Source organism: Massilia sp. CCM 8734 (assembly GCF_011682155.1).
GTDB lineage: Bacteria > Pseudomonadota > Gammaproteobacteria > Burkholderiales > Burkholderiaceae_D > Telluria_A > Telluria_A rubra.
Genome location: NZ_WHJI01000037.1, coordinates 39,634 through 61,379, shown reverse-complemented (window position 1 = coordinate 61,379; position 21,746 = coordinate 39,634). Strand labels below are relative to the sequence as shown.

General features: G+C 62.9%; 27 protein-coding genes. 17 read left to right on the top strand and 10 right to left on the bottom strand.

The window, feature by feature from the left end:
- The first annotated feature begins 50 nt into the window (after positions 1–50).
- A complete protein-coding gene (locus F2P46_RS27005) occupies positions 51–458 on the top strand; it encodes a hypothetical protein (RefSeq protein WP_166896065.1) in 408 nt (135 codons plus the stop codon).
- A gap of 48 nt (positions 459–506) precedes the next feature.
- Here F2P46_RS27005 and F2P46_RS27000 read toward each other — a convergent pair whose 3' ends face one another.
- The 7 genes from F2P46_RS27000 to F2P46_RS26970 all read right to left on the bottom strand — a co-directional run bounded on the left by F2P46_RS27000 (position 507) and on the right by F2P46_RS26970 (position 5,218).
- On the bottom strand, positions 507–1,658 hold the full coding sequence (locus F2P46_RS27000) for a patatin-like phospholipase family protein (protein WP_166896063.1): 1,152 nt from the start codon (positions 1,656–1,658) through the stop codon (positions 507–509).
- 270 nt (positions 1,659–1,928) lie between these two features.
- On the bottom strand, positions 1,929–2,321 hold the full coding sequence (locus tag F2P46_RS26995) for a hypothetical protein (RefSeq protein WP_229509475.1): 393 nt from the start codon (positions 2,319–2,321) through the stop codon (positions 1,929–1,931).
- 26 nt (positions 2,322–2,347) lie between these two features.
- Positions 2,348–2,734: a phage holin family protein gene (locus F2P46_RS26990; RefSeq protein ID WP_166896059.1), complete on the bottom strand. Its 387-nt coding sequence runs from the start codon at positions 2,732–2,734 to the stop codon at positions 2,348–2,350.
- Positions 2,735–2,752: 18 nt separating this feature from the next.
- Positions 2,753–3,091: a YqjD family protein gene (locus tag F2P46_RS26985; RefSeq protein ID WP_166896057.1), complete on the bottom strand. Its 339-nt coding sequence runs from the start codon at positions 3,089–3,091 to the stop codon at positions 2,753–2,755.
- A 63-nt stretch (positions 3,092–3,154) separates the two neighbouring features.
- Positions 3,155–3,694 (bottom strand): ferritin-like domain-containing protein, encoded by a 540-nt coding sequence (locus tag F2P46_RS26980; protein WP_166896055.1) that lies wholly within the window; start codon positions 3,692–3,694, stop codon positions 3,155–3,157.
- A gap of 45 nt (positions 3,695–3,739) precedes the next feature.
- Positions 3,740–4,675 carry an OmpA family protein gene (locus F2P46_RS26975; RefSeq protein ID WP_166896053.1) on the bottom strand — a complete coding sequence of 312 codons (936 nt, stop codon included), beginning with the start codon at positions 4,673–4,675 and terminating at the stop codon, positions 3,740–3,742.
- 150 nt (positions 4,676–4,825) lie between these two features.
- Positions 4,826–5,218 (bottom strand): DUF4398 domain-containing protein, encoded by a 393-nt coding sequence (locus F2P46_RS26970; RefSeq protein ID WP_166896052.1) that lies wholly within the window; start codon positions 5,216–5,218, stop codon positions 4,826–4,828.
- Between the two features lie 185 nt (positions 5,219–5,403).
- On the opposite strand from F2P46_RS26970, the gene F2P46_RS26965 reads away from it, so the two are divergent.
- The 3 genes from F2P46_RS26965 (at position 5,404) to F2P46_RS26955 (ending at position 8,213) form a co-directional block, all read left to right on the top strand.
- Positions 5,404–7,512: an AsmA family protein gene (locus F2P46_RS26965; RefSeq protein ID WP_166896050.1), complete on the top strand. Its 2,109-nt coding sequence runs from the start codon at positions 5,404–5,406 to the stop codon at positions 7,510–7,512.
- 142 nt (positions 7,513–7,654) lie between these two features.
- Positions 7,655–7,966 (top strand): BON domain-containing protein, encoded by a 312-nt coding sequence (locus tag F2P46_RS26960; protein WP_166896048.1) that lies wholly within the window; start codon positions 7,655–7,657, stop codon positions 7,964–7,966.
- A gap of 25 nt (positions 7,967–7,991) precedes the next feature.
- Complete coding sequence (locus tag F2P46_RS26955) at positions 7,992–8,213, top strand: glycine zipper 2TM domain-containing protein (protein WP_099881030.1); 222 nt, start codon at positions 7,992–7,994, stop codon at positions 8,211–8,213.
- 376 nt (positions 8,214–8,589) lie between these two features.
- Here the strand turns inward: F2P46_RS26955 and F2P46_RS26950 are convergent, their stop codons facing one another.
- The gene (locus F2P46_RS26950; protein WP_166896046.1) at positions 8,590–9,321 is read right to left on the bottom strand and encodes a Crp/Fnr family transcriptional regulator; all 732 of its coding nucleotides are present in this window, start codon (positions 9,319–9,321) and stop codon (positions 8,590–8,592) included.
- Between the two features lie 236 nt (positions 9,322–9,557).
- On the opposite strand from F2P46_RS26950, the gene F2P46_RS26945 reads away from it, so the two are divergent.
- From F2P46_RS26945 to F2P46_RS26925, 5 genes are all read left to right on the top strand, one after another.
- Complete coding sequence (locus F2P46_RS26945; protein WP_166896044.1) at positions 9,558–10,349, top strand: glycine zipper 2TM domain-containing protein; 792 nt, start codon at positions 9,558–9,560, stop codon at positions 10,347–10,349.
- Between the two features lie 171 nt (positions 10,350–10,520).
- Positions 10,521–10,751 carry a hypothetical protein gene (locus F2P46_RS26940; protein WP_166896042.1) on the top strand — a complete coding sequence of 77 codons (231 nt, stop codon included), beginning with the start codon at positions 10,521–10,523 and terminating at the stop codon, positions 10,749–10,751.
- Positions 10,752–10,844: 93 nt separating this feature from the next.
- Positions 10,845–10,991: a lmo0937 family membrane protein gene (locus F2P46_RS26935; RefSeq protein ID WP_103170603.1), complete on the top strand. Its 147-nt coding sequence runs from the start codon at positions 10,845–10,847 to the stop codon at positions 10,989–10,991.
- A gap of 107 nt (positions 10,992–11,098) precedes the next feature.
- The gene (locus F2P46_RS26930) at positions 11,099–11,764 is read left to right on the top strand and encodes an OmpA family protein (RefSeq protein WP_166896040.1); all 666 of its coding nucleotides are present in this window, start codon (positions 11,099–11,101) and stop codon (positions 11,762–11,764) included.
- Between the two features lie 231 nt (positions 11,765–11,995).
- Positions 11,996–12,508, top strand: coding sequence for a hypothetical protein (locus F2P46_RS26925; RefSeq protein ID WP_166896038.1), 513 nt, complete (start codon positions 11,996–11,998; stop codon positions 12,506–12,508).
- 110 nt (positions 12,509–12,618) lie between these two features.
- Here the strand turns inward: F2P46_RS26925 and F2P46_RS26920 are convergent, their stop codons facing one another.
- Positions 12,619–13,392, bottom strand: coding sequence for a DeoR/GlpR family DNA-binding transcription regulator (locus tag F2P46_RS26920; RefSeq protein ID WP_166896122.1), 774 nt, complete (start codon positions 13,390–13,392; stop codon positions 12,619–12,621).
- A gap of 85 nt (positions 13,393–13,477) precedes the next feature.
- Between F2P46_RS26920 and F2P46_RS26915 the strand changes: the two genes are divergently transcribed.
- The 5 genes from F2P46_RS26915 (at position 13,478) to F2P46_RS26895 (ending at position 16,260) form a co-directional block, all read left to right on the top strand.
- Positions 13,478–14,065 carry an NUDIX domain-containing protein gene (locus tag F2P46_RS26915; protein ID WP_166896036.1) on the top strand — a complete coding sequence of 196 codons (588 nt, stop codon included), beginning with the start codon at positions 13,478–13,480 and terminating at the stop codon, positions 14,063–14,065.
- A gap of 46 nt (positions 14,066–14,111) precedes the next feature.
- Positions 14,112–14,567 carry a hypothetical protein gene (locus F2P46_RS26910; RefSeq protein ID WP_166896034.1) on the top strand — a complete coding sequence of 152 codons (456 nt, stop codon included), beginning with the start codon at positions 14,112–14,114 and terminating at the stop codon, positions 14,565–14,567.
- Between the two features lie 88 nt (positions 14,568–14,655).
- Positions 14,656–14,943 (top strand): hypothetical protein, encoded by a 288-nt coding sequence (locus F2P46_RS26905; RefSeq protein WP_166896032.1) that lies wholly within the window; start codon positions 14,656–14,658, stop codon positions 14,941–14,943.
- A 55-nt stretch (positions 14,944–14,998) separates the two neighbouring features.
- Entirely contained in the window at positions 14,999–15,586 is a 588-nt protein-coding gene (locus F2P46_RS26900; protein ID WP_166896030.1) for a DUF3617 domain-containing protein, read from the top strand.
- A 92-nt stretch (positions 15,587–15,678) separates the two neighbouring features.
- Positions 15,679–16,260, top strand: coding sequence for a DUF3617 domain-containing protein (locus F2P46_RS26895; RefSeq protein ID WP_166896028.1), 582 nt, complete (start codon positions 15,679–15,681; stop codon positions 16,258–16,260).
- 49 nt (positions 16,261–16,309) lie between these two features.
- On the opposite strand, the gene F2P46_RS26890 is transcribed toward F2P46_RS26895, so the two are convergent.
- On the bottom strand, positions 16,310–17,146 hold the full coding sequence (locus F2P46_RS26890) for a branched-chain amino acid aminotransferase (RefSeq protein ID WP_166896026.1): 837 nt from the start codon (positions 17,144–17,146) through the stop codon (positions 16,310–16,312).
- Between the two features lie 187 nt (positions 17,147–17,333).
- Here F2P46_RS26890 and F2P46_RS26885 point away from each other — a divergent pair, with 187 nt between their 5' ends.
- The 3 genes from F2P46_RS26885 to cls all read left to right on the top strand — a co-directional run bounded on the left by F2P46_RS26885 (position 17,334) and on the right by cls (position 21,629).
- The gene (locus tag F2P46_RS26885) at positions 17,334–18,041 is read left to right on the top strand and encodes a hypothetical protein (protein ID WP_166896024.1); all 708 of its coding nucleotides are present in this window, start codon (positions 17,334–17,336) and stop codon (positions 18,039–18,041) included.
- Positions 18,042–18,144: 103 nt separating this feature from the next.
- Positions 18,145–20,241: a site-specific recombinase gene (locus F2P46_RS26880; protein ID WP_166896022.1), complete on the top strand. Its 2,097-nt coding sequence runs from the start codon at positions 18,145–18,147 to the stop codon at positions 20,239–20,241.
- Complete coding sequence (gene cls, locus F2P46_RS26875) at positions 20,238–21,629, top strand: cardiolipin synthase (protein ID WP_166896020.1); 1,392 nt, start codon at positions 20,238–20,240, stop codon at positions 21,627–21,629. The genes F2P46_RS26880 and cls overlap by 4 nt, the downstream gene beginning before the upstream one ends.
- The last annotated feature ends 117 nt before the right edge of the window (positions 21,630–21,746 follow it).

Here is a 21,746-nt window from a genome sequence, read left to right as displayed (position 1 = left end):
GCGTGCGCCGGTTTTTTTGCCCCACCATACACAACCAACAAGGAGCTGCCATGCGCAAGCCCGACGACAATACGATGCCATGCGCATCGCCACGCACCACCGCCCCACTGGGCAGCGTGCTGCGCGCCACCGTGGCCGCCGCCTGCCTGCTGGGAATGGGCTTTGCCAACGCCCAGCTGCCCCAGACCTCGACCGACCAGAATGTGCCGGCCGCCACCGCGCGCCAGCAAGCGGCCGAAATCGCCCGTGGCGACCCGGCGCGCTGGTCGCGCGAAGACGTCACGCCCGACGCGCGCCTGCGTACCTTGCGCAAGGAAATGGGCGCGGCCCTGCAGGAAGCGAAGGGCGCATGCCGGGCCTTGCCGGCGTCCGAGCGCAGCGCTTGCAATAAAGAAGCGCAAGCGAACTACCAGAAAGACATGGCCGGCGCGCGCGCCCAGGCTGCCGCTGGCGGCTGATCCGACCCGCGCCGGCGCGCCGACGAGCGGCGCTGCCGGCAGCGCCGATTACGCCGCCGCGACCCAGTCATCCTGCTCCGGCGGCAGTTCATGCACCACCACGGCCGTTTCTTCGGCCACCATCACCAGCCAGCCCGCGTGCCTGAGCGCGCGCAGCGCATCGCGGTAGCCCTGCTCCCAGCGCCACTCGATCGATCCCTTTGAAAAATTGACGTCCTTCGACGCCATGTGCCAGTCGCGCCCGGCGTAGGGAATGCGCACGATGTGCAAGGTGGCGTCGCAACCGAGCGCTTCGAGTTCGCGCCGGTCGTCCTCGGTGCGCTCGGACTCGGGCATGCGCGCATACATCTGGCGCAGCTTGTGTTGCAGCGCATGGGTGGTGCTGTAGTCGTCGATATGGCGTTTCGAGCGCGAGGCGAATGTCACGTCTTTCTGCCGCGTACTGACTTCATCCATCGTCACTGGTTCCTCGCCCTCCGCGCTCCACAAGTCGACCATGAAGCAGATGGTGTCGCCACCGGGCAGCTCGCGCAGCACCGATTCGAGCGGGGTGTTCGAGTACAGACCGCCATCCCAGTACAGTTCGCCGTCGATGCGGACCGGGGCAAAGGCCGGCGGCAGGCTGCCGCTGGCGCGCACATGGTCGGCGCACAGCTGCCCGCCCTGGCTGTCGAAGTGCGCCAGTTCGCCGGTGCGCACATTGACGGCGTTGACCGTCAGGCGCATGCCGCCCTCTTCGTTCAGATAATCGAAGTCGACCAGTTCGCGCAGCGTGTCGCGCAGCGGCGTGGTGTCGTAGAACGAGGCTTCTTCGGGGGCCACCGTCATCCCGAACGGAAAGCCGCTGAACAAGCGCGGCGTGAAAAAGCCCGGTACCCCGCGCATGACGGTGTCAAACGTGTTGAGCCAGATATTCGAGCGCCGCTGGCGGTCGTCGACCCGGGTCATGTCCAGGGTGTCGGGATGCGAGACGCGGTCCCAGAAGGCCTTGATCTTTTCCAGCCGTACCGATTGTTCATTGCCGGCGATCAGCGCCGCATTGATGGCGCCGATCGAGGTGCCAACGATCCAGTCCGGCACCAGATTGTGCTCGTGCAGGGCCTGGTACACCCCGGCCTGGTAGGCGCCCAGGGCACCGCCGCCTTGCAGGACGAGCACGATACGCAGCTTGTCGGGATTGAGTTTGTTTATGTCAGTCATAAGAGGGCCGGGATGAAGTCGAGATGAAGAGTGCGGAAGTGAAAAATGCACAAGCGAAAAATGGACAAACGAGTATAGATGAAAACGATGTCAACAAAAAAAGACGGCGCCGAATCCGAAGATTGCGACGCCGCTCAAGCCCCACCATATTTTTCCGTTCTTATTGCAAGGCCGGGTTAGCTTGCCCGGCATGGTCGCCAAGCAGTTCAGCGGCATGCTTCACATGTGTTGCGTCACATGCGCTGCGCTACAACCGTCACATGCGCTGCGTTACAACGCCTGCGCCTGCCCCGTGCGGCGCTGCTGCAAGTACCACGCCACGCCGCCCAGCACGGCCGCCACGCCGAGCGCGGGCTTGATCAGCCGGCGCTGCGTGATGAAGCCGATGATGGTCGCGGCGTACGGCATGATCGACCCGACACTGATGCCGGTCGGATGCAGCACGCTGTCGATCCGCGAACGGACCGCCCAGGTCGCATGGTCGAGTGCCGAGTGAAACAGCACGTCGGGGCGCGCATCGTGTTTGATCCGGGCCTTGGCATGGGCGATGCCGACGCGGTAGAAATCGCCCTGGCGCAGCAAGCGCGCCTTGCGTTCGGCGATCGAATCGGCCTTGTCGCCACCCGTGCCCGGCCTCTTTTCGAGCCCGATAATGTTATCCATTGTCATCCTCCCGTCTGAATGGCCGCTTAAAGCAGCATGTCGCGATCGTTCTTCAGTTCGTTCATGGTCTCGGGGAAAGCCAGCTTGCCCTCTTTGAGCATGGCCTTGGCCTTGAGCACGAGGCCGATCGTCACGGCGATAAACACGGCAAACATCAGCAAGAGGATTTTCCAGCCCATGCTTTCCCAGGCGAGCGCAACAATTGTCGCGGTGCCGTAGGCCAACGCAAACATGGCGCACAGGACGGCCAGCGAAAAAATCACCAGCAATTCAAGCACATGATTGCGCACTTCGGACAACTCGAGTGCCGCCAGTTCCACGCGCGACACCACGAGTCCGAAGACATTTTTTGCCAGCCCTGTCAGGCCGCCCATCAGGCCGGGGCCATGTACTGCTGCTGTTGTTTTGTCCATGGCTTCTCCCGGCTTGGATTATTTACGGCCCAGGATCACACCGACCAACAAGCCGACGCTGGCAGCGGCGGCGATGGTGCGCCATGGGTTGTCCTTAACATAGACATCGGCGGTGTGCGCCAGTTCCTTACCTTTGACGATTGCTTGACCTTGCACTTGCGATGCCTTGCCCAGCGCCACGTCCAGCATTTCCATGCCACGTGCGCGCATGTCTTCGGCTTTCTCGCCGGTCAGCGAAGCGGCTGCCGACAGCAGGGTCTGGGCATCCTTGACCAGGGTTTTGACGTCGGTTTGCACGGCGTTCACATTGCCGTTCAGGTTTGAAGTGCCGTTCGTGCGGGTGTTGGTATCTAACATGATGAACTCCAGTGGTGGGTTGAAATAAGTCTGTAAAGTGTTACCGTTTTTGCTTTTAGGCTCTTAATGAGCCAGCAGATCACGCATGTCGTCCGCGTGCTCTTCTTCGACCGCCATGATGCTGATCAACAGATGCTTGGTGGTCGGGTCCTTGTCGCCAATGGCGGCAATCATTTGACGGTACGACTCGATCGCCACGCGCTCGGCGATCAGGTTGGAACGGATCATCGCTTGCACGTCGTCCGAATCGTCGTACTCGGCGTGGCTGCGCGCGGTCAGGGTGGCCGGATTGAAATTCGGCGAACCGTTCAGCTGGACGATGCGCTCGGCCAGCGAGTCGGCGTGTTCCTGCTCCTGCTGCGCGTGTTCCAGGAATTCGGCCTTGATCGGGCCGTTGCCCACGCCGCTGACGGTGTAGTAGTGGCGCTTGTAGCGCAGCACGCACACCAGTTCGGTAGCAAGCGCGTCGTTCAGCATGTTGATGACCGCTTCACGATCGGCTGCGTAGCCGTCCGTGACGGCGCCGTCGTCGAGATTGGCGGCTGCCTGGCGAATGGCTTTCACGTCGAATCCGTGCGCCAGTGGCTTGGTATTGTCTTCCATGATGATTCCTTTTGCTTGTAAATTACGACTTCAATTTGTTCGGTATTAACGACGCGGAGCGATCGCGGCGCCTTCGTTCGACAGAACGATTTCCACGCGGCGGTTCATCTGGCGGTTGCCGGCCGAATCGTTGGCGGCGACCGGGAAGGCTTCGCCATAGGCGCGCATCGCGACGCGGTCACGGGCAACGCCCATCTCGACCAGGGCGGCGCGCACGGCGGCGGCGCGTTTTTCAGACAACTGCTGGTTATGCGCGCTGCTGCCGGTACTGTCGGTAAACCCTTCGACCAGCACGCTGCGGTTCGGGTTCTGTGCCAGTGCATCGGCCAGTTTGCGCAAGGTAGCCTGGCCGTTGGCGGTCAGGTTGGCCTGGTCCACGCCGAACAGCACGTCGCCGATCGTGATGACCAGGCCGCGTTCGGTTTTCTTCGCTTGCAGGTCCGTCATCAGCGCTTCGAGCTGGGCGGCGCGAGCCTGGGCTTCGCGGGTCTGGGCTTCAGCGGCGGCGACCTGGCCTTGGGCGGCGGCAGCCTGGTTCTGGGCGGCGGCGGCATCGGCCGATGCGGCGGCGGCGGCGGCCTTGGCGGCGGCGGCATCCATCTTGGCGCGGTCGGCTTCGACGGTGCGCGCTTCGAGGCGCACGGCGTCGCGTTCTTTGCCGGAAGCGGCGATATCGGCTTCAGCCTGCTTCTGCTTGGCTATTTCTTGTGCGGTGGCGATTTTTTGCTTGGCCAGGTAGGCCAGCTTGTCGATCTGCTCCAGGCTATCCTTGCGGGCGGCGGCGGCGTTGGCTTGATCCAGCGCTTCGCTCGCTTGCTTGAATTCCAGTGGGGCGAAGGTCGACACGCGCGAATTGTTGTTGGCGGCGACGAAATCGCCACGGGCCTGGTCCAGCAATGGCGTAGTGGTCGGTACGCTGCTGCAAGCACCCAGTGTGAAGACGGCGGCGAGGATGGCGGATTTGATCAGGGTATGTTTCATGGAAGTGTTCCTTTTGTTGTCATGGCGCCATATGGCGCGGAATTCAATCGTTTTCTTGTGCTCTGGGTACTGCTGTGCGCGGACCGCTCGGCCTGCGCTGCCGCTGTGAGGGCGCGCGGCGCTGTCTGTTTTTCAGACGTGTTTTTGTTTTTATTGTTGTGGCTTGTTGGCGCGGTCGACTTCTTCGCGCAGCACGCGCAGGTCATCCTGGAGTGCGTTGGCGGCGGTGGTCGCCTTGGCCGAATTGGCTTTGCTCTGGGCCAGCTTGGCGTCGGCCTGGGCTTGGGTAGCCAGTTCGCGCGCCAGTTTGTAATCCTTGGCGGCCAGGGCCTGGTTCGCTTGCATCATCTTGCTGCGGGCAGCGTTGATTTCGGCCGGAGCCAGATCGGCGGCGCCGGCGCTCACGGCGTTTTCGACCGCATTCTTCGATACGGCAACATCAGCGGTGGCCGGTGCTTTTTGCGAACTGGCGCAAGCGACCAGTGTCATAACCAGTGCGGCGCAAAGTACTTTACTGACTTGATTCTTGATTTGTGCATTCATCGTGTTTCTCCATGAGGTGTAGTGATGTCGTGATAACGTTATAAGCTGATTTATTGGCAAGTTCGGTTCGCTGCCGCACATAGCAAATGTTTTACGTGCAAGGGGGCTGGCGACCGTGCGCTAACGTACACAAGTGCGCCACCCTTATCGCTTAAAGTGACCCTGTTACCACAATAAGGATAATCATGAGTCAAGCCGCCCCGGTCCCGTCCGCCCCCCGCCCACCGCTCGCGCGCCGCACCAACATTATTCTCGCCATCGCGGCCGTGCTGGTCGCCATTGCGCTCATCGCGCTCGCCATCTTGCTCACCTACGACTGGAACAAGGCCCGTCCCTGGCTCAACGCCAAGGCCAGCGAAGCGATCGAGCGCCCGTTCGAAGTCAAGGGCGACCTCAAGCTAAGCTGGGAAAAGCCGGCCGCCGTCATGGCCGAGCGCGACCGCACCTGGCGCGACGCGGTGCCCTGGCCGCACCTGGTCGCCAACGATGTGCACGTCGGCCAGCCGGCGGGGATGGGGACGGGCGCCATGGCCTCCGTCAAGCAATTCTCGTTTTCGCTCAACCCCTTCGCCCTGCTCCACAAAACCATCGCCATTCCCGTGCTGCGCTTCGATGCGCCGGCCGTCGACCTGCGTCGCGACAAGGAGGGCAAGAACAACTGGACCTTCCCCAATGACGACCAGCCGGCGCGCTGGAAGCTCGACCTGGAACGCGTGGTCTTCACCAAGGGCGTGGTCAAGTTCAATGACGCGGTCGAAAACATCGACCTGACCGCCGACGTCGACACCGTCAACGCCGACCCCGCCTACGGCATCAGCTGGAAGCTGCGCGGCACCTATAACAACGGCCCCGTCACCGGCGGCGGCAAGGCCGGCGCGGTGCTCTCGCTCAAGCAGCAAACCACGCCCTACCCGATCCAGGCCGATCTGCGCGTCGGCAAGACTCACATCGAAGTCGAAGGCACGGTCACCAAGCCGACCAAGCTGGCCGCGCTCGACCTGCGCCTGAAACTCTCCGGCGCCAGCATGGCGCGCTTGTATACGCTGACCGGGGTACTGCTGCCGGAAACGCCGGCCTTTCGCACCGAGGGCCGCCTGACCGGCGAGCTGGGCGAAACAAGCAGCCGCTGGGTCTACGACAAATTTACCGGCAAGGTTGGCTCGAGCGACATCGCCGGCCACCTCGAATACCGGACCGGCAAGCCACGCGGCAAACTGAGCGGCACTGTGGCGTCCAAGCTGCTGCAGTTCGCCGACCTGGGGCCGCTGGTGGGCGCCGATTCGAACGCCAGCAAAGAGGCGCGCGGGGTCGAGGCGGTGCAGCCGACCGGCAAGGTGTTGCCGGTCGAAGCGTTCCGTACCGAGCGCTGGACCGCGATCGACGCCGACGTGCGCTACGCGGCCGATCGCATCGTGCGCGAAAAACAGCTGCCGATCAGCAAAATGACCACCCACCTGATCCTCCAGGAGGGCGTGCTCACCCTGGCGCCGCTGAATTTCCAGATGGCCGGCGGCAACGTCACCTCCACCATCAAGCTTGACGGCAGCGGCAAGGGCAAGCAAGCCATCAAGGCTACCGCCAATGTCAGCGCGCGCCACATCAAGATCAAGGAACTGTTCCCTTCGATTGCCGAAATGAAGGCCACGGTCGGCCAGATCAACGGCGACGCGCAACTCTCCAGCACCGGCAATTCGGTGGCCTCGCTGCTGGCGGCCTCGAACGGCGAGATCAAGGCGCTGATCGACGAAGGCACGGTCAGCAAGATGCTGCTCGAACAGATGGGCCTCAATATCGGCAATATCGTGCTGACCAAGCTGTTCGGCGACAAGCAGGTCAAGCTCAATTGCATGGCGAGCGACTTCCAGGTCACCAACGGCCTGATGCAGACGCGCACCTTCGTGGTCGATACCGAAGAGGCGGCCATCACCGGTGACGGCACCATCAACCTGGCCAACGAACAGATGGACCTGACCCTCGATCCGAAGACCAAGGGCTTGCGCATTTTTTCGCTGCGCTCGCCCCTGCACTTGCGCGGCAGCTTTTCCAAGCCCGAGGTGAGCGTCGACAAGGGCGTGCTGGCCCTGAAGGCGGGCGGCGCGGTGGCGCTGGGCCTGGTGGCGGCGCCGGCAGCCCTGCTGCCCCTGGTCAATACCGGTCCGGGCCAGGAAAGCGGCTGCGGGCGCTTGCTGGCCGAGGCGCGCGAAAAGCCGGTGGCGCCGCCGCCCGGCCAGGGCGCGGCCAAGAGCAATAGCAAGGGTAACGCCAGCGCCCAAAACGTGCGCCCGCGGCGCTGAGTGTAAAAAATTGCGCTTTGTCACTTATGTGCGTTGCCGAACAGACCATGGGCCCGGCAAGCCCTAATCTAGACACATCGGTTGGGCGATATGCACCGCCGAACGCATAACAATATAGACCACCACCATAGAGGAATACACCATGAAAAACCTGAAAATCGTATCGACCCTGATCGCCGCCCTGATGCTGACCACCGTTGTTGGCTGCGCGTCGACCGACAAAAAAGAAAGCGTGGGCGAATACGTTGACGACAGCGTGATCACCACCAGCGTCAAAGCGGCCATCGTCAATGAGCCAACCCTGAAAGTTGCGGAAATCAACGTTGAAACCTTCAAAGGCGTTGTTCAGCTGAGCGGCTTCGTCGCCGCCCATGACAGCATCGCTACCGCCGGCAAAGTTGCCCGCAACGTCAAAGGTGTCAAGCAGGTGAAAAACGACATCCGCATGAAATAAGCTTTACCCATAAAGAGGCATCATCATGAAAACAATCAAGCAACTGGTAATGAGCGCGACACTGGTCACCGTGGCGCTCGGTTTGGGTGGCTGCGCAGGCATGTCGGCCCAGGATAAAAACACGGCCATCGGCGCCGGTGCCGGCGCAGTTGTCGGTGGCGTACTGACCGGCGGCAGCGCTGTCGGTACCGTTGGCGGCGCAGCCGTCGGCGGCGTCATCGGCAATCAGGTCAAGCCACCGAAATGATCCGGCTTGCCTGATTGATGAAAAAACCCCGCCAGCGGCCCCGCTCGCGGGGTTTTTTTACGTCTGCTCCGCGTGCGGGAAGCCCGAATCAGCACGCCTTGGCCCGCCTCGACGTCGAGCGCAGGCTCAGCGTCGGCGCGTCGGGAATGCCTTTCGGGCCGCGTACCTCGAGCATGTTGTCAATCAGGGATGCTCAACGCGACATCCTGATCGGGCCATGAGGACGAGCGCGAGCGCGATGATCACTTGTTTTGCGGAGAGAAACGGTCAGGGATAAGGCCGGAGGCGGTGCGCATCCGTAGCGAAAAAGACGAAGAATGCGCGAATACGTTCCCTGGACAGCGCCGCGTCCCGCAGGCCGGCGCTGCCCGCAGGCTCACACGAAGGCTGTCGACAGCGCGCTGGCGCCCGCTTCCTTGACGATCTCGTAGCATTTGCAGGAGGCCGCGGCCAAGCCCTGCACGTCGAGGATCTCGATATTGCCACGGCTGTAGATGATCAGCCCCTGCTGCTGCAGGGCGCTGGCGGCCTTGGTCACGCCGACCCGGCGCACGCCCAGTGCATGTGCCAGGAATTCATGGGTCAGGTGAAATTTGTCGGACTTGAGGCGGTCGCGCGTGATGAGCAGCGAGCGCGCCAGGCGTGCTTCGAGCACGTGGAAGCGGCTGCACACGGCGATCTGGATCGCCTGCGCCAGCAAGGTATCGGTATACCGGTACAGCACCCGCTGCAAGGACGGATTGCGCGCGAACTCGGTGCGGAACTTGGCGCTGTCCATGCGGCTCGCGCAACCGGCGCGCTGGACGATGGCGCGCGTTTGCGCCGTGTCGTGCCCGAGCGCGACGGTGGCGCCGAGCATGCCTTCGCGCCCGACCAGGCCGACCTCGAGCGTCATGCGCCCTTCAGCCACGCCCAGCAGCGAAATCAGGCTGTCGTGGGGAAAATAGATATGGCGGATCGGCTCGGCCGGCTCGTACAGCACCTCGCCCACTTCCACCTGGACCGGTTCGAGCAAGGGCGACAGCCGCGCAAGGTCGCTGTGCGGCAGGGCGGCGAGCAACTGGTTGCCGGTCGGGTGGTCGAACTCAACGGCGGAAACGTGATTCATCGCTCCCTCCGAAGGGCGTTGCGCGTTGGCGGCCAAGAGACAAAACGGATAGCGATCATTAGATAGGTAAGGCCAGGTTGGTAGTACAAATACATTTACAAACAATTTCAATCAGCGTAACGGCAATAATAGGCAAAGTATGTACGGTGACGCACGGAAGGACCGCCCCATCCTCGGGAGAATGACATCCATCAACCCGACAGTGCAGCACCTCACATCATCAATAAGGAATCATCATGACGACGCCCTCCCCTCCCGCGCCCCGTAGCGCCCAGCATCCCCTGCTGATCGCCGCCGCCGTCGCGGTGATCGTGTTTTGCGGAGCCGGCACCGTCGCCATCCTCGGCTGGATTCCGTCGTCCATCGGGGGCACGCCCGCCAAAACCGAACTGAGCGAAATCGACCGCGCGGTGCTGGCCTCGACACTGCAAAGCGGCGCGGCGGCGACGGCGCCGCGTACCCTGGCCGCACTTGATGCGCCTGGGACCGGCGCCGAACGCGACACCGAACGCGACGCCGCGCGCTACCGCGCCGCGCAGCGCGCCGAGAACCAACGCCTGGACGACCTGCGTGCCGGGCGCGAGCGCGAAGAAAAGCGCGCCGCGCTGTATGACAACACGGCGGCGCCGGCGCGCGATGCGGCGCGCGATGCGACGCGCGATGCGACGCGCGAACCAGCGCCCGAGCACTGGTGCAATCATTGCGGCAACATCGAATCGGTACGCGAAATCACCCAGCGCGCACAAGGCAGCGGCCTGGGCGCGGCCGGCGGCGCCGTGCTCGGCGGCTTGCTCGGCAACCAGGTCGGCGGCGGCAATGGCCGCAAGCTGGCCACCGTCGCCGGTGCGGTCGGCGGCGCGGTGGTCGGCAACCAGGTCGAAGGCAATCTGAAAGCGACCCGCAGCTACGAAATCCGGGTGCGCCTCGACGATGGCGGCGCGCGCACTTTCCACCAGCAGAGCGCGGCCGGCTGGCGCACCGGCGACCGGGTCAAGGTGGTCAACGGGGCCTTGCGTCCGGTCGCCTGATCCGACCCGGCTGTACTAAAAAACAACGCCCCGTGGCTTCTGCCCGGGGCGTTTTTGTTTTCTTGTTTGCAATGTGCGGCAACGAACTGATCTGCTGATGAGCAAGCGCGAAAATAGCTTCACGCCTGTAGCAAAAGGCGCGGCAGTATCACCAGAGACGAAGGAATTATCATGAACCGCATGGTTTGGATCGGCATTTTAGCTTGGGGCATTATCGTGACGCTGTTTGGTTTCAGCGCTGCGGGACCTGTCGCGGCGGGCAGCAGCGCCACAATGCAGGCCCAGGACGTGGTGTTCCTGATTGCCGGCGGCCTGGTGGCCTGCCTGATCGGTCTCGTTGGCCTGGCGGGCGTATTGGGATGGTTGCCCGCCTTGCAAAACGAACAAAAAACATATTCTTAATGTACGCCAGCGTACGGAGCGGCATGCAAGAGTTCTGCATACTGCACTCACGACATACCAGTCGTCTATAAAAAACCCACCGAGGACAAAATCATGCTCTATACAATCGCCGTAGTACTTCTGATCCTGTGGCTGCTTGGCTTGGTCACTTCCTATACAATTGGCGGCTTCATCCACATTCTGCTGGTTGTCGCTGTTATCATGATCCTGGTTCGCCTCATCAGCGGCCGAGGTATCTAGCTGACGCATCATCCGGCCATCGACTGATGTCCGATCCGTTTCGCGGTCGTGCCAGGCGTAGCCTGGTGTGACAGCGAAACGGATTATTTACTTTTAGGAGCCACACTATGAAAAAGAACCTGACTAAATCCCTGCTCGGCATCACCGTCCTCGCCCTGATGGCGACCGGTTGCGCCGACATGTCCGCCACCCAGCGCGGTACGGCAACAGGCGCTGGTGTCGGCGCCGGCATTGGCGCCATCATTGGCGCCACCTCCGGCCACGGCGGACGTGCCGGCAAGGGCGCCCTGATCGGTGGCGCCGCGGGCGCGCTGATCGGCAATATCTGGTCGAACCGCATGGAACAGCAAAAGCAAGCCATGGAACAAGCCACGCGCGGCACCGGCATCCAGGTCAGCCAGACCCAGGATAACCGCCTGAAACTCGAAGTGCCTGCCGACGTGTCGTTCGACACCGGCCGCTCCGCGATCAAATCCAATTTCCGCCCTGTGCTCGAGCGTTTTGCCAGCACCTTGCAAGACAATCCGTCGACCACCGTGACCATCATCGGCCACACCGACAGCACCGGCAACGACTCGGTCAACCAGCCGCTGTCGGTCGACCGTGCCGCCCAGACCCGCGACTACCTCGCGGCGCGCGGCGTGTCGCCGAACCGCATCATGATCGACGGCCGTGGCGAGCGCGAGCCGGTCGCTTCGAACGACGACCCGTCCGGCCGCGCGCGCAACCGCCGCGTCGAGATCTACGTCGCCGAGCCGAACCGCCAGGGTTAAACTCCGCGCTGTAGGGTTGTAGAAAATTAAAAACGGCCAACGCTACAAGCGTTGGCCGTTTTTTTGTTCTGTACCAGTACGAAAAATGCCGCGCAACGACTCTCCCTGATCGGCTTTACCGTTCTGGTGATCGCGACATCATCGCGTGATCAGCGCTTCGCTCTTGGTAGAGTCAGGTTCCACTTTCGACGTTTTCGATTAGAATAAAATGGGAGTGGAAGGAGGCAGCTCATGAGTATCGCAATTAACAAACAAGTACATTCATCCGTCAACCAGCGCGAAGCCCTTACCGACATAGCGGAAGAACTAGTCTTGCGCATGCCCGCGCTCGCGCCGGAATCGACCATGACGGTTGTCAAGGCTTTGCACGATCTACTGAGTGGCAACGATGAGATATCTCGTGCCAGACGTTTAGCAATGCAGCGCTATCTTGCCGAAACAACTGAACGGCAAGACAGCAATTCACAGCTCACGGAAGCGATGTTGACGGTAGAGGCGGCCGCTGAATTAATGCGGAGCAACAAGCCTTATGTTGCCATGCTGATCGATCAGAAATTATTGACGGGAGCTTTAGTCACGGAAGCCGGCCAACGCTGCGTGCCGGAATCGTCAGTACGCGCCTGGATTGCGGATCGCGACGCCAAGGCCAGCCAAGCCGACTATCGCGCAGCGGCCGCCGAGGCAGGAATGTATGACATTCCCGAGGAGGTGTATATCGAAAGTAATTTTCATCGCCGCTCATGACATGGCGGACGAGCATCCACTGTCGCCAGACAGCCTGACACATGTGGTTTTGGATGCCAATGTTCTATTGCCACCCAGGCTAACGTAAGAGTGGCGAGGCCAGGCGGACGTTAATCTGCCTGCGCCACGTGCACGCCCACCCCCAGCGCCCGATAACGCGCCAGCAAAGCCACGTCGGCGCCGTACGCGACCACGATTGCCCCGATCTCATCGGCACCGACGATCCGGTAAGGCGACGTCGTCGCCAGCTTTTCCGGCGATGCCAGCACCACCGTGTGCGCCGCCGCCCGCCACATGGCGCGCTTGACGGCCGCTTCCTCGAAGTCGCCGGTCGACAATCCCGCCTCCGGATCGATGCTGCTCACTCCCATGAAGTACAGGTCGGCGCGCACCTGGGCGATCGCCTCCAGCGTGGCCGCGCCCACCCCCACCACCGAATGGCGGTACAGGCGCCCGCCCAGCATGATCACCTCGACCTGTGCGTGCCCCAGCAGCGCCAGCGCCACCGAGGGACTGTGGGTGACAACCGTGGCGCGCAAGTCCGGCGCGAGGCAGCGCACCAGGTGGCCCGAGGTGGTGCCGCCATCGACAAACAGCACCTGCCCCGGCGCGACCAGGGCGGCGGCGGCGCGCCCGATGGCCGCCTTGGCGTGCGCCGAGATCCGCTCGCGCGCGCCAAAGTCGGCCAGCGCCGGCGACGCCGGCAAGGCCGGCAGCGCGCCGCCGTGCACGCGCCGCAGCAAGCCGTCACGCGCCAGCTCGCGCAAGTCGCGCCGGATGGTGTCTTCCGACAAGCCCAACGCCTCGCTCACGGCCTTGGCGACCACTTGCCCGTCGCGCCGCAACAGGTCCATCAGGTAGTGCTTTCGCTGGGTCGTCAGCATCATTGCCTCTGCACGTATTTTCTTGACGTTGCACGATTTTGCACGATATTCTAAAAAACACCAAGCACAATCACAAAGGAACATCATGCATGAGCCGCGGGTACGCATCGACCGGGAAGAACTGCTGTCGGACAACTGGTACATCCTGAAACGCCTGACCTTCTCGCTGCGCCGGCGCGACGGCGCCTGGCAAAGCCAGACGCGCGAAGTCTACGACCGCGGCAACGGCGCCGTCATTCTGCCGTACAACCTGCGCCAGCGCACGGTGCTGCTCACGCGCCAGTTCCGGATTCCGGCTTTTGTGAACGGCCACGACGGCTTTCTGATCGAAGCGGCCGCCGGCCTGCTCGACCATGCCAGCCCGGAACAGCGCATCCGCGCGGAAGCCGAGGAAGAAACCGGCTACCGCATCGGGAACGTGACAAAGATCTACGACCTTTTCATGAGCCCCGGTTCGGTCACCGAACGCCTGCATTTCTTTGTCGGCGCCTACGAGTCCACCGACAAGGTGGGCGACGGCGGCGGACTGGCTGCCGAAGGCGAAGATATCGACGTGCTCGAACTCGGTTTCGAACAAGCGTTGGCGATGATGGCCAGCGGCGAGATCATGGATGGCAAAACGGTCCTGCTGTTGCAATATCTCCAGTTGCATCTGATGTCGGCGCAAAGCTAGCGCCAGATCAATACATCGGCGTGGGAGGCACGCGATAGTTGCACACATGAATGCGCATTCTTCCCTCCCAGACACCCATGCAGCGCGCCCGGATCAGCGCGCGCTGCTGTGGAACCCGGACGCCGCCGCCTGCTGGAGCCTGCTGTTCACGCCCCTGTTCGGCACCATCCTCCTGATCCGCAACTGGGAAGCGCTGGGCGAACCGAAGCGCGCCGTCCAGGCCTGCTGGTGGTTCGCCGCCTGTCTCGTGGCGTTCGTCCTCAATTTCTATATGTCCCTGCTGCGCGAAGCATCCTTGCCGCTGCAAACGGGTCTCATCATCCTGCTGCTGATCTGGTACATCGCCGTCGCCAGCCCGCAGGAGCGCTTCGTGCGCGAGCGCTTCGGCACCGACTATGCGCGCCATTCCTGGGCGATCGCGCTGCCTTGCGCCCTGGTCTTGCTGATCGCGTACTTACTCGGTTACAGGCATCTGCTGGCCGTGTTCCAACAGGTTCATTGAGCTGCGCTGCCGGCCTTGCAGCAGCGCAGTTGTTGTTTGCAGTCCCCACCCACTTTTCGCAGGTTGACCACTCGCACAGGAGCACGGTATGAGCACGGAGCGTTTTGCCCATTTTTTGGATTCTCTGCAATCCTGGAGCGCCGAAGCGCCAGCGCCGGCCCCTGCGCCGACCAGCGCCACCGGCCAGACCAACGCCAACCAGAGCGCGCGCGTCCGCCGTGTCAAGGGGCTGCTGGAAGCGGTCGGATCGGACTCGGCCTGGCGCGCGCGCGGGGACGTGCTGACCGGCAACGACAACCAGGCCGGCACCGCCGATGAGCTCGACGATGAACTTGACGACGCCCTCGACGACGAGGACGACGACGACTTCAACTGAGTTGCTCCCCAGCGCGCGTTTCACGCTACACTGGCGGCTTCTCACAGGAGCCGCCATGATCCCACGCCTTCGCCCTGCCGCCGCCGTGCTCGTTTGCGCCGCAGCCGCCTGCATCTCCCCCGCCCGTGCCCAGACCATGCAAGCGGGCCTGTGGGAAAACACCAGCAAAACCACCTCGCAAAACCCGCAGATCGCCCAGGCCATGGCCGAGATGCAAAAACAGCTCGCTTCCATGACACCGGAACAACGCGCGGCGATCGGACAAATGGGCGGCAAGGCGGGCGCGCCGCACTTCGCCATGAACCCCGACGGCAGCGTGACCATGAAGCTGTGCCTTACCCAGAAAATGATCGACGACGCGGGCGGCAACTTTCTCGGCCCGCAAGACGGCAATTGCAGCCACAAGAAAAGCCCGCTGGTCGGCGGAACGCAGCGCTTTTCCTTCACCTGCAACAAGCCGCCCGCCTCCGGCCAGGGCAAGATCACCTTCCAGGGCGGTACCAGCTATACCTCGACCATGACGATGTCCTCCAGCGCCACCGGCCAGGAAGACACCATGCTTCTGGAAGGCAAGGGAAAATGGCTGGGCGCCAACTGTGGCAACATCAAGCCGATCGATATCAAGCCGCCCGGCGCCCAATAAGCACAAGGCACGCTATTCATCCGGCAATGTTGAAACAACAACATCCAGTGCCCGTTTCACGCTAAACTAGCGGATTCACACTTGGAGTAACTATGAATCAACGTTTCCGCCTGACCACCCTCGCCCTCGTTTCCGCCGCAGCATTGGCAATCACGCCTGCATTCGCTCAGACCATGAAGCCAGGCCTGTGGGAAAGCACCAGCAAAACCACCTCGGCCGATCCGGAAACCAACAAGGCAATGGCTGAGTCGCTAAAGCAGATGGCCAAGATGCCGGCGGCCCAGCGCAAGGAAATGGAAAAGTCGATGAACCAGCCGGGCGGCCCGGTCATGACCATGAACGCCGACGGCAGCATCACCGTCAAGACCTGCATCAGCCAGAAACAGATCGACGCCGGTGCCAACATCGGCGTCGATGACGGCAACTGCAAATACAAGCAAGGCGCCAACGTGGGCGGCACCCAGACGTATTCGTACGCCTGCGCCACGCCGCCGTCCTCGGGTGAAGGCAAGACCGTGTACCAGGGTAACGATTACACCTCGACCGTGAAGATGAGCACCACCGCCAGCGGCAAGAAGGACGTCATGACGTCCGAGACCAAAGGCAAGTGGCTCGGCGCCGATTGCGGCGCCATCAAGCCGGTGGACATCAAGCCGACCCCGGCCAAGAAGTAAGTCTGGCCATGTGGGCGGCGCCAACGCGGCGCCCGCACCGGCGCGGCGTTTACGTCGCGCCGGTAAACGCCAGGTAGCGCTCGCGCGCCAGGGTTGCCACCGGCCCGATGGCAAGCGTGCGCTGCTCGTAGCGGATGCAGGGCGTGACCTTGCCGTAGTTACCGGTATTAAAGATTTCCAGCGCTGTCAGCAGCTCGTCCGGATGGACGCTGCGCTCCTCCACCGCCACACCGGCCTCGGCCAGCAAAGCAATCACCCGCGCCCGTGTAATACCCGCCAGGAACGTGCCATTCGGCACCGGCGTCACCACCTTGCCCTCCGGCGTGACCAGGAACAAATTCGAGGTCGCGAACTCGGCCACATTGCCATCGCTGTCGACCACCACCGCATTGTCGTAGCCGCGCGCAGTCGCTGCGCGAATCGCGCGCGTGGTGTTGGCGTACAGGGCCGAGGCCTTGGCGTCGGTCGGCGCCATGCTGGCGTCCGGCCGGCACAGGGTGGACAGGCAGGCCGAAAAACCGGTGAACGGCGGCATCGGCGCATCGAACAAGGTCAATGCGAAACCGCTCTTGTCGGGCACCGGCACCAGAAAGCCTTCCGCGCCGAACACCAGCGGGCGTACATACAATTCGGCGTCGGCCGGAAATTTGGCGACGCCCTCGCGCACCAGCGCTTCCATCTCATCGACCGTCAGCGGGCACTGCAAACCGAGCCGCTCGGCCGAGCGGATCACCCGTTCCAGGTGCGGGCGCAGGTCGGGCAAGCGGCCGCGGATGGCGCGCGCGCCGTCGAACACCGACGAGCCGAGCCAGACGCTGTGATCCATCGCGCCGAACAGCGGTACATTACCTTCGGCCCATTGTCCTTGGAAATACGTCAGATACATAATTGCTCCCTATTCATTGTTATACAGGCAGTTTAACCGAACTCGCCGGCCAGGTTTGGCCACGCCCACGGCCCGGTTAGAGGGCGAACTCCAATGCAGCTCAGCAATAATCGCTCCGTACCTGTTAGCATTGAAAATGCTGCAATCATATATTTAACTTAACGCACGTCCTTGGACGTCCCGGCTGATGCACCTCGCAACTGAAATTATTCCTCCCCGACAGCCAGGCCGCTGGTTCACCATTGGCGTCGTGATCGCCCTGCACGCGGCCCTGTTGCTGGCGTGGCGCCATACGCGCGAGAAAGCCCCGGCGCGCGACGAGGACAGCGGCCCGCGCATCCAGTGGATCGACACCATCGCCCCCCAGGCGGCCGGGCGGGCGCCGCAAACCCGCCCCGCGCCGCCCGCCAGCGCCAGTAGCGCACCGGTGCGCGACACGCGCCCGCGCCGCGCTACGCCGCTGGTGACATCGGCGCCGCCCGCCCCTGCCATCAGCGTCCCCGCCGCGCCCGCCAGCGAGGCGCCGGCCATGACCGTCGTGCCGCCCGATCCCTTCGCCGAAGCGGCCCCGTCCGCACCTGCCAGTGCCGCCGACGCCATCCGCAAGCGGGCGTTCGCCGACCTGGGCAAGATCGACAAGGACTTGCGCAAGGCATCGCTCAACAAGTTCGCCGCGCCTGACGATTCGCCACAGAAACGCCTGATCGCGGGCATCCAGTCGGCCCGGCGCAATCCCACCTTGTTCGAGAAAGCCGAGATCGAGGAAATTACCACCGGTAACGCCGATGCCGGCGGACGCAGATACAGGATCAAGACCGGGCTGGGCACCTTCTGCATGACGACGCCCAAGGTCAGCGATGAGAAGCGGGACTTGAAATATACCAACTGCCCCTGACTAAGTAAGCCAGCTGTCTACCGGTCTGTACGCTAGCGTACAAAGTTTCAGAGCAACACCACGTACACTACGTCTTTAGTATCTGTTGCTCCGGCTATATTTCATGCTTCCCACTTTAGAACGAATCGATCCCCATAGCGACCGCATTGACGTTCTGGTCGACCTGGTCGAAAAACTGCGCCCGCGCCGCCGCGCCGAGATCGCCAGCAGCACCGAGCGCGTGCGCACCCTGTGCCAGCTGCTCAAAGGCAATCCAGAGCAAGCTTCCGCCCTGCGCAGCTACCTCACGCGCCTGCTCGACAGCCGCCGCCACGCCAGCCTGTACACGGACATCGGCGTGTTGTCCAACGACGGTTTCTTCACCGAATTGAAACGCCGTATTTCCTACCGCTTCCTGCCGCCCGCCCTCGGCGATGTCTACCTGAGCGACGCCATCGACCAGGTGCTGTACGTCCAGACCGATTACCGCTGGATCCGCAGCGTGCCCGCCGCCGACTGGCTGGAACTGTTCGACGTGGTCTCGAACGCCCCGCCCGTTCCTCTGACAGGCCCGGCCAACGCCGCCCGCACCACCGTGCTCGGCATGCTCGAAGCGATCCGCACCATCTCTTGCCGCGTCTGCGCGCTCGGCTTCGAGCCGCGCCTGATCAGCAGCCACGCCGACATCGAAAACTTCGATTCGCCCTTCCTCATGCAAAACATCGAGGTCAACAATTACCTCGACGGTTATGCGCGCCTGATGGCCGGCGAAGTGGCCGAGGTCGACGATGCGCGCCACCTGCTGGTCATGCTCGACCAGTGCGACAGCGTGGTCGCCAAGATCCGCAAGAACGCGCTCAGCCACGGCACCAGCGTAGCCCTGACCTACCTGCTGGTCGCGCTGACCCAGAGCATCGACCGCCTGCGCAAACTGCTGTTCCTGGTGGATGTGAGCGGTCACTTGCCGGCTGCCCCCGGGGTCGACCTGGCGACCCTGGCCAACGAGGCCACCCCCGACTACGCCCCGCCCACCAGCCTGCGCCGCGCCGGCGGCATTGCCCTGGCGCAGGAACTGGTCGAAGCGCACAACAACAAATACACGGTGCGCGACCTGTTCGCCGACAATATCGACCTGCTGGCACGCAATGTGACGGAAAACGCCAGCCGCACCGGCGAGCACTACATTGCCGACACGCGGGTCCAGCTGCGCAGCATGTTCAACTCCTCGGCCGGGGCCGGCTTCATCGTCGGCTTCATGGCGCTGTTCAAGATTCTGCTCGGCACCCTGCGCGCCGCGCCGCTGGTCGAAGCCTTTTTGTTCAGCCTGAACTATTCGCTCGGCTTCATGCTGATCCACGTGCTGCACTTCACCGTGGCCACCAAGCAGCCGGCCATGACCGCCTCGCGCATCGCCGCCGGGCTGTCGAGCAAGGATGGCAGGAACATCGACCTCGACAGCATGGCGGAGCTCATCAACAAGGTGTTCCGCACCCAATGCGTCGCCGTGCTGGGCAACCTGGCCACGGCGATCCCGACCGCCTACCTGATCGCCACCGGCTACCATTACGCCACCGGACATCACCTGGTCACGCCCGAGAAAGCCATGCACCTGCTGCACGACATCGACCCGATCCACAGCCTGGCCCTGTTCTACGCCGCCATTGCCGGCGTGTGCCTGTTCGTGGCCGGCCTCATTTCAGGTTACTTCGACAACAAGGCGCTCTACACCCGCATGGCGCAGCGCGTCTACCAGCTGCGCGGCCTGGGCCGCCTGCTGGGGCCGGAACGGCTGCTGCGCCTGTCGCTCTACATCGAGAACAACCTGGGCAGCCTGATGGGCAACCTGTACTTCGGCGTGCTGCTGGGAACCATCGGCACCCTCGGCTTCCTGTTCGGCCTGCCGCTCGACATCCGCCACGTCACCTTCTCGTCAGCCAACTTCGCCACCGCACTGGTCGCGCTCGACCACAAGATGAGCTGGGAAGTCGCGCTGACCTCGATCGGCGGCTTTTTATCGATCGGTACGGTCAATCTCGTGGTAAGTTTCGGCTTAGCACTGTTGGTTGCGCTTCGTGCGCGCAAGATTCACTTTGAACACGGTATTTTGCTGTTGAAAGCACTTGGACGGCGTTTCCTGGCCGCCCCCATCGATTTTTTCATCGGACCCAAGGACCTGCCGTCCGAGTCGCCCGACGCCGTACCATTTAGGGGATCAAAATGACGAAAACACGTGGCGCCGCCTGGCTGGCCGTGCTGGCCCTGACGGTCGGCCTGGCCTCCTGCGCCTCCCTGCCCTCGATGGAGAGGGTGGGCGAGACCCCGGTGGCGCAGAAGCACCCGACGGTTGCCACCGGCAAAGGCCGGATGGACAAGAGAAAAGCCGCCGACCTGCTGGCGCGACGCTGGGCCAAAGCCACGCCCGACATGAAGGCGCTGGCGCTGCTGGAAGAAGCCGCCACCGGCGTGCCCTTGGTGGCCGGCAACAAAGTCACCCTCCTGTTCGACGGCCCGGCCACCATGAAGGAAATGATGAGCGCCGCCGCCAATGCCAAGACCTCGATCAACCTGGAAACGTATATTTTCGACCAGGATGAGATCGGCCTGCAGTTCGCCGATGTCCTGATCGAGAAGCAGAAACAGGGCGTCACCGTCAACGTGTTATACGACAGCGTCGGCACCCTGGCCACGCCCAAGGAATTTTTCGAACGCATGAAGCGGGCCGGCATTGCCATGGTCGCCTTTAACCCCGTCAACCCGGCGGCGCGGGTCGGCAAGTGGGAATTGAACAACCGCGACCACCGCAAGCTGATGGTGGTCGATGGCACGGTGGCGTTCACGGGCGGCATCAACATCAGCAGCACGTATGCCAACAGCTCCTTCTTCCGCTCCAAGCGCAAGCCGGACGCGACCGACAGCAAGAAAGTCGGCTGGCGCGACACCCACATCAAGATCGAGGGGCCGGCGGTGGCGTCGCTGCAATATCACTTCATCGACGCCTGGGTCAACCAGGATGCCGGCGAGTTGCCCGAGCGCGAGTACTTCCCGCCGCTGGCGGCGGTCGGCGACAAGATCGTGCGCGTGCTGGCCACCGATCCCGAGCGCGAGTCGGAGATTTACAAGTCGTTCATGCTGGCGATCCAGGAAGCGAAAAAATCGGTCCACATCACCTCGGCGTATTTTGTGCCGGACCGCCAGTTTGTCGAGGCCCTGGGCGCGGCCGCCAGGCGCGGCGTGGACGTGCGCCTGGTGCTGCCGGGCGTGACCGATCACGGCCTGGTGTTTCATGCGGGACGCGGGTTTTACGATGAACTGTTGCGCAACGGGGTCAAGATTCACCAGTTGCAGGTAGCGATCCTGCATGCCAAGACGGCGGTGATCGACGGCACCTGGTCGACGGTCGGCTCGGCCAATATCGACCGCCGCAGTTTTCTGCATAACTACGAATTGAACGTGGTGGTGCTCGACGCCGGCTTCGGCGCCGACATGGAGAGCGCGTTCTCCGAGGACATGCGCGATTCGAAGGAAATCACCCTGGAACAATGGCGCGACCGGCCATGGAGCGACCGGGTCAAGGAATGGGCGGCGCGCCTGACCGAATACTGGATCTGATCGTGCGCGGGCGCAACCCCGCCACCCCGGCGGCCGGCAAAGTGTTGTTTGCCGACGCGATTCCCGTGCGCTTGCGAGCGAAACGCATTTACACGAAAATTGCGTTTCGCTATATTC